Genomic DNA, 3,693 nt, shown 5'->3' on the forward strand with positions numbered 1-3,693 from the left:
AGACGCGGTCGCCGGGCATGCCGACGATGTCGCCCTCCTCGAGCGCCCGGTTGGCGATGAACAGGTGCGACATGTCACGCAGGACTGGGACCATCTCGATGTTGTTGCCGGCAAAAAACTTCGCGCGGTTCTGCATCACGGTCTGCTTCTCGCCCGCATAGACCAGCGCGTGAAAGCGTTTCTGCTCGGGGCGGAGCGTATACCCGGCCAACTCGTAGTTGCCCACGTGGGAGCTGACCATGATGAAGCCCCCGGGAGCCGAGGCCAGCTCGTTGTAGTAGTCGTTGTGCTCGATCTCGACCCGGAACCGGCATCCGGCGTAGACCGCAAAGCGGTCGAGGATGACCTGCCCGAAACGGAAGTGGTTCGCGTAGACGGCGCACAGCGTCCGCCAGCGTCCGTAACCGAGGTGTTCGCGGAACAGTCGGGCGATCGCACGGCGGTTGCGGCCGTTTGCCAGCATGTAGAAGACGACCACCACCGACATGACGGCGTAGAGGCAGCGGATGTTCACCCAGCGGAACAGCACGACGAGCGACCGCAGCATCCACGGTCGTCCGTCGGTCGTCCCCTGCCAGCCGTCATGCGCCGGATCGCGCATCGCCGCGGTTTTCGCTTCGGCACCCATCGCTTCGCAATCTGCGGGGCTTCGGTCAGCGGTTGCCGACCTTGGTTTCGATGTAGTCGCAGAAGTCGTTGAGAGTCTTGACGCCGGCCATCTCCTCGGGCTTGATCTTGAAGCCGAACGTGCGCTCGACGATCACGACGATGTCCACAAAGTCGAGGCTGTCGATGCCGATATCCTCCTTCAACAGCGCCTCGGGCGCAATCTTCTCCTCCTCGACCTCCAGTTCGTCGATGAGGAAGGCCTTGACTTTTTCTTCGATTTCCTTTCTTTCCATATCCGATTCAATTCAATGTTTGTCCGTTTTTCTGCATACCATGATGCTGTGTCCCCAGCCCAGGAAGTCGTGGACGGCCTCGACCTCCAGTCCGGACTCCTCGACCAGCCGCTGCATCGTCTCCGAATGGTACATCCGGCTGTTGCCGTTGGCGATGGCCGTGAAGTAGAGGCTTGTCAGCGTCAGACAGAAGGCTGCCGACTCGAACTTCTGGCGGTCCCAGAAGGTCTCCATAATATATAGGCGTGTTTGATCAGTCATGATGCGGGCCGCACGGCCGAGGATCGAGCGGATCTCCTCCTCGCCGAAGCAGTCGAGGAACTGGCTCATCCAGATCGCATCGTAGCGGCGGTCGGTCGGGAAGGGCTCTTCGGCATCGAGCAGGTTGCAGCCATAGCCACGGATCCGCCCGGCACCCTCGTGGCCGGCCGTCTGGCTGCGCATCATGGCCACCTGCTGCGGGAGGTCCATGACCGTCACCTCGACCTGCGGGTTATAAGCCACACAGCGCAGGGCCCAGCGGCCCGTGTTGCCGCCCACGTCGAGCAGCTGCCCGACAGGCTGCGAGAAGATCACCCGCAGCGCCTCGTCGAACGAATGGTCCGAATAGAAGTGGTCGAAGGCGAACCAGCTCCTGCGCACCTGTTCGGGGAGCTGCGACAGCCCCTCGTAGACCGTCGGCCAGGGGCCGAAGTGCTCCAGTCCGGCCGGGCGTCCTTCGCGGAGCGACTCCTCAAGGCGGAACAGCCCCTCGTAATTGACGTCGTGGTTGAAGTCCATGTTCACGCGCGTCGAGGCGTCGGTGAGCAGGAACCAACCCGTCTTCGAGAGCGTGAAGCGCTCGCTCGCGGGATCGACGAGCACCGTGCCGATCGAAAGCGAAGCCTCAAGCAGCACCCGCACGGCATAGTCCGAGAGTTTCGTCTCGGCGGCGATCTCTCCGATCGTCATCCCTCCGTCGCGCTCGCGCAGCAGCTCCAGGATTCCGAACCTGACCATCAGCCGCGAGACCTGGAAGACGATGGGGCCGAAGGCGATGAACTGCGCCTGCCGCTGCGCCTCGCGGGCCGTGAGCGGCTCGCGCGTATAGGCTTTTTCCAATGCGGGGAAGAGTTTCATGGCCGGAATCTTTGACTATTTGACCTTGCGGATCACCAGGGCGCTGTTCGTACCTCCGAACCCGAACGAGTTGGAGAGCACCGTATCGACCTGCGTATCGACCGTGACGGCCGTCAGGTTGAGTTTCTCGGCATACTCGTCCGGATGCTCGAGGTTGATGTTCGGCGCCACGAAGTTGTGCTGCATCATCAGTGTCGAATAGACGATCTCGCTCGCCCCGCCCATCCAGCACTCGTGGCCGGTCATCGACTTGGTCGAACTGATGAGGGCGTGCGTACCGCGGAAGACCCGGTCGAGGGCGATGGCCTCGAACATGTCGCCCTGAGGCGTCGAGGTGGCGTGCGCATTGACGTAGTCGATCTCGTCAGGCTGCATCGATGCGGCCTCGAGGGCGCGCCGGATGGCCGTCACCGAGCCGTCGTCGCTGGGCTGCGAGATGCCCCCGCCGTTGGACGAGAAGCCGTAGCCGCAGACCTCGGCCAGAATCGGGGCGCCGCGCCGCACGGCATGTTCGTACTCTTCGAGCACGAGGGCCGCCGCACCGCCGCTGGGGATCAGTCCGTCGCGGTCGCGGTCGAACGGACGCGAAGCCTTTGTCGGCTCGTCCATGCGCACCGAGAAGGCGGCCAGCGCGTCGAACGTGGCCATCGAGTAGTAATTGACCTCCTGTGCGCCGCCGCACAGCACGGCATCCTGCAGCCCCTGCCGGATGAGCAGGTAGGCCATGCCGATCGAGTGCGAGCCGCTGGCGCAGGCCGCGCTGACGGTGAAGTTGATGCCCCGCAGGTGGAAGATCGTGCTGAGGTTCATCGTCACCGTGGAGTTCATCGACTGGAAGATCAGCCCCGAGCCGAGCAGCGCCGAGTCGTGCTTCTCATCCATGATGCGGGCCGCCTCGATGACCGGTTTGGCCGAGGAGTCGTTGCCGAAGAGGATGCCCACCTCGTTTTCGCGCAGGTAGGCCTCGTCCATGAGCGACTGCTCGAAAGCCTGCCGCGAGGCCATGTAGGCATATTCGGCCTCCTCCGACAGCCCGACACGCAGGCGGCGGTCGATGACCCCCTTGAGCTGCGGCCGCGGGACCAGACCCGTCAGCCCCGAGCGGTAGCCGTAGTCGAGCCGCTCCCGTTCCACGCCGATGCCCGACCGCCCGGCGTAGAGCGACTCCTTCACCTCGTTCAGATTCTGTCCCAGGCACGACCAGATTCCCATGCCCGTTATGACGACACGTCGTTCCATCTATTCCGTATTAAGTATTTTCAAGTATCAAGTATACAGTCCGCCATTGATCGAGATCACCTCGCCGGTGATGTAGGCGGCATCGTCCGAGACGAGGAAGGCGACCAGCGCCGCTACCTCCTCGGGTTTTCCGAAGCGGCCCGCCGGCACGAGCTTGCGGAGTTCCTTCTCGTCGAGGTCGCGGGTCATGTCGGTCTCGATGAATCCCGGAGCCACGGCATTGACCGTCACCTTGCGCGGTGCGACCTCCTGCGCGAGGGCCTTCGTCGCCCCGAGCAGCGCCGCCTTGGCCGCCGAGTAGTTTGCCTGTCCCGGAAGCCCCTTGATACCCGAGAGCGAGGCCATATTGACGATCCGGCCCCAGCGGTGGGTGAGCATCTCCTTCAGGAGGCGCCGCGTGACGTAGAAAAAGCCGTTGAGCGTCGTGTCGAGC

General features: G+C 63.4%; 4 protein-coding genes and 1 pseudogene. All 5 read right to left on the reverse strand.

The window, feature by feature from the left end; genetic code table 11:
- Positions 1 to 601 (reverse strand): annotated as a pseudogene (locus QZL63_RS06365) (acyltransferase); the annotation flags it as partial.
- A gap of 52 nt (positions 602 to 653) precedes the next feature.
- Positions 654 to 902 (reverse strand): acyl carrier protein, encoded by a 249-nt coding sequence (locus QZL63_RS06370; protein ID WP_022308496.1) that lies wholly within the window; start codon positions 900 to 902, stop codon positions 654 to 656.
- Between the two features lie 12 nt (positions 903 to 914).
- Positions 915 to 2,021 carry a methyltransferase gene (locus tag QZL63_RS06375; protein ID WP_022308497.1) on the reverse strand — a complete coding sequence of 369 codons (1,107 nt, stop codon included), beginning with the start codon at positions 2,019 to 2,021 and terminating at the stop codon, positions 915 to 917.
- A 15-nt stretch (positions 2,022 to 2,036) separates the two neighbouring features.
- Complete coding sequence (locus QZL63_RS06380) at positions 2,037 to 3,260, reverse strand: beta-ketoacyl-[acyl-carrier-protein] synthase family protein (RefSeq protein WP_022308498.1); 1,224 nt, start codon at positions 3,258 to 3,260, stop codon at positions 2,037 to 2,039.
- 27 nt (positions 3,261 to 3,287) lie between these two features.
- A partial coding sequence (locus QZL63_RS06385; RefSeq protein WP_290586263.1) for an SDR family oxidoreductase occupies positions 3,288 to 3,693 on the reverse strand: 406 nt, incomplete at its 5' end.

This window comes from Alistipes sp. CAG:268 (assembly GCA_000434235.1).
GTDB classification, from domain to species: Bacteria; Bacteroidota; Bacteroidia; order Bacteroidales; family Rikenellaceae; genus Alistipes; species Alistipes avistercoris.

What these genes read in the sequence shown, in the direction of transcription:
- QZL63_RS06375 (WP_022308497.1), bottom strand. Translation starts at nt 2,021, where the DNA reads ATGAAACTCTTCCCCGCATTGGAAAAAGCCTATACGCGCGAGCCGCTC.
- QZL63_RS06370 (WP_022308496.1), bottom strand. Translation starts at nt 902, where the DNA reads ATGGAAAGAAAGGAAATCGAAGAAAAAGTCAAGGCCTTCCTCATCGAC.
- QZL63_RS06380 (WP_022308498.1), bottom strand. Translation starts at nt 3,260, where the DNA reads ATGGAACGACGTGTCGTCATAACGGGCATGGGAATCTGGTCGTGCCTG.